Source organism: Mesorhizobium sp. M8A.F.Ca.ET.021.01.1.1, assembly GCF_003998025.1.
Taxonomy (GTDB): Bacteria; Pseudomonadota; Alphaproteobacteria; order Rhizobiales; family Rhizobiaceae; genus Mesorhizobium.
The window spans coordinates 1-2867 of the sequence record NZ_RZSJ01000705.1 but is presented as its reverse complement, the minus strand read 5'-3'; the positions used below and the strand labels follow the sequence as shown (position 1 = coordinate 2867).

3 protein-coding genes are annotated in these 2867 nt (G+C 63.7%); 1 reads left to right on the top strand and 2 read right to left on the bottom strand.

The features are described from left to right. Window positions 1–262: 262 nt before the first annotated feature. Complete coding sequence (gene hemB / locus EOA36_RS32535) at window positions 263–1294, bottom strand: porphobilinogen synthase (protein ID WP_127280910.1); 1032 nt, start codon at window positions 1292–1294, stop codon at window positions 263–265. A 113-nt stretch (window positions 1295–1407) separates the two neighbouring features. Further along, window positions 1408–2223, bottom strand: coding sequence for a DUF2066 domain-containing protein (locus EOA36_RS32530; protein ID WP_127280909.1), 816 nt, complete (start codon window positions 2221–2223; stop codon window positions 1408–1410). A 78-nt stretch (window positions 2224–2301) separates the two neighbouring features. Here EOA36_RS32530 and EOA36_RS32525 point away from each other — a divergent pair. Further along, the coding region (locus EOA36_RS32525) for an isoprenylcysteine carboxylmethyltransferase family protein (RefSeq protein ID WP_210212438.1) at window positions 2302–2867 on the top strand (566 nt) is incomplete at its 3' end.

The following is a 2867-nucleotide window of genomic DNA, read 5'->3' as shown; positions in this document are numbered from 1 at the left end:
GTCCGTTTCCTCGGGTCACGGCGAAGCCTTCGTCAGTGCCCGCATTGCCGACGCCTTCGCCCGACGGTGAAACGGGTCAGGGAGCATCCTCTGGAGGCGTTCGCCATACCTCTTTGTCCGAGGTGCGGGCTGCCGGCCGCCTCCGGCCGTGCGACTATCATAGCCGCGGCTGCCGGTTTTTGTCAGCGGGAATTCGAAGGAACCGCCGACCGATCGAAAGAGTGGTGACACCTACTGAAAGGCATTGCCCGGGAAGTCGGGGCTAGCCCTTCAGCATCACAGCCACTTCGGGCGCGAAATAGGTCAGGATGCCATCGCAGCCGGCACGCTTGAAGGCGAGCAGCGATTCCAGCATCGCCTTCTCGCCATCGATCCAGCCATTTGCACCCGCCGCCTTGATCATCGAATATTCGCCCGACACCTGGTAGGCGAAGGTCGGCATCTGGAATTCGTCCTTCAGCCGGCGGATGATGTCGAGATAGGGCAGGCCGGGCTTGACCATCAGCATGTCGGCGCCCTCGGCGATGTCCTGTTCGGCCTCGCGCACCGCCTCGTCCGAATTCGCGTGGTCGATATAGTAGGTCTTCTTGTCGCCCTTGAGCAGGCCGGCGGTGCCGACCGCCTCGCGATAGGGGCCGTAGAAGGCCGAGGCGAATTTGGTGGCGTAGGACATGATCGCCACGTCCTGAAAACCGTTGGCGTCGAGCGCGTCGCGGATGGCGCCGATACGGCCGTCCATCATGTCCGAAGGCGCGATGATGTCGGCACCGGCCGCCGCCTGGATGACGGCAGCCGCCGCGACCTGTTCCACGGTTTCGTCATTGACGATGATGCCGTCGCGCAGGATGCCGTCATGGCCATGGCTGGTGAACGGGTCGAGCGCGGCATCGGTGATGATGCCGATCTCGGGCACCGCGTCCTTTATCGCGCGGGTGGCGCGGTTGATGATGTTTTCCGGGTCGAGGATGTGCGAGCCTGTCTGGTCGCGCAGGCCGAGATCGACATTGGGGAAAGTGGCTAGTGCCGGAATGCCGAGCTTGGCAGCGCGTTCGGCTTCCTTGACGGCAAGGTCGACCGAAAGGCGGAAAACGCCGGGCATGGCGGCGATCGGTTCGCGGACATTTCTGCCCTCGACGACGAAGATCGGCCAGATCAGGTCGTCGACCGAAAGCCGGTTCTCCTGCACGAGCCTGCGCGACCAGTCGGCCTTGCGCATGCGGCGCAGGCGGCGGCTGCCGGTGACGTCGTCGACGCTGCGCGCGCCGGCAGGTTTTGCTGGGGTGAATTTGTTCATGGCCAAAACTCCGGATCGACGGCTTTTACCACGAGCCCCTGGTGCTGACCAATGCGACACGTTTGTGCCAGGGGTCAAAGCTGCCACAGCGCTGTCCCACCACGCCTATTGGGTCAGGGCTGCCCATTACCCGAAAGGATCTGCGCCGCGCCTCCGATGGCGACACGGAACGCCTCGTCGAAGCTGACCCCACGCACCTGCCAACGATAGGTCTTGCCGTGATCGGCCAGCCGCCAATCGGCGATCCAGCCGAATTCCTTGTCGCTCCATACGATGCTGCCGGCGAGCGCTCTGGCGCCACCGGCCTGTTTGGCCAGCCGATCGAGCCTTGCCATGCCGGCCGCGCGCAACGCTTCTTCGCTCAGGTCCCCAAGCTGCGCGGCCTTCGGAAAGACGACATGCATCAGTGTTGGACCGGTGGCATTGACGAAGGATTCGCGCATCGTCTCGCCACGCTTTTCCTCGGCCGTCAGTGCGAAATGCCGAGCGCCCTGTTCGGTCGTGAGAAAGACGGTGAGCGTCGGCCGCTCGCCAAGCCAGGGTTTGCTGCCGAGCGACGCCAGCACCTTGTCGATCACATCAGGCTTGTAGAGGCAGGTGAGGTCATGCGGCCGGTCATGCGTGCCTTGCTCGTCATGGATCGGAATGCCTTCCAGCCGGTCGCGGTACCGGAACGAGTCGACAAAGCTGCCGGCCTTGTCGCGCAGCGCGTCCATTTCGCGTCTGGCAAGCAGCCGCTGATCGCCCGAAACACGGACGAGCACCTTGTCGAGGCAAGTCCTGAAGCCGAGCTGACGGTTTTCTTCACCCTGGCCGGTGACGATGGTCTGCGATTGGTAAAGATCGTCGACCGTCGCGGCGACGGCGTCGCGAGACATGACGCAGATAACCATCAGGCCGATCGTTGCGAGACGGGAAAGTCCGGCCATGTCTTGCCGTCCGGTTGAAGGTGGCCATCTTCTAGCACTGGGCGCCAGCTTCGGCCAAGACGGAACGCGTTGCACCGAATGGCGCGGCCGGCATTGCGAGGAGCAGCCATGACCGTCGTGTGGTTCATCTATGCCGCCTGGATACTGCTCATTGTCTACCTGACTGTCCAAGCGATCGGAGTGAAACGGGATACGGAGCCGCATTTGCTGCAGAGCTTCGGCCTGATGTTGGCCATGATCGCGGCTTTCCTGCTTCCGAGTCTGCCATTCTTCGCCTTCGTCAACTTCGCGCCCGTGAACGGGATGGTCAGCAGCGTCGGCATGCTGATGACGGTTGCCGGCATGCTTTTCCTGGTCTGGGCGCGGCAAAGCCTCGGGCGTAACTGGAGCCAGACCGTTTCAGCCAAGCAGGGACATGAGCTGGTGACGTCAGGCCCGTACCGCTACGTGCGCCATCCCATGTATACGGGCGGCCTGCTCGCGGGCATCGGCTCCGCGGTCGCGCTCGGTGGCCCGTTCGTCTTTCTGCTCATTCTGCTGGGGGCGATCTTTGTGTGGCGGGTCGGCGCCGGGGGCCGGCTTATGGCGCGGCGATTTCCCGGTGAGGTTCCCCCCTATGTCGCGCGGACCAAAGCGCTGGTCCC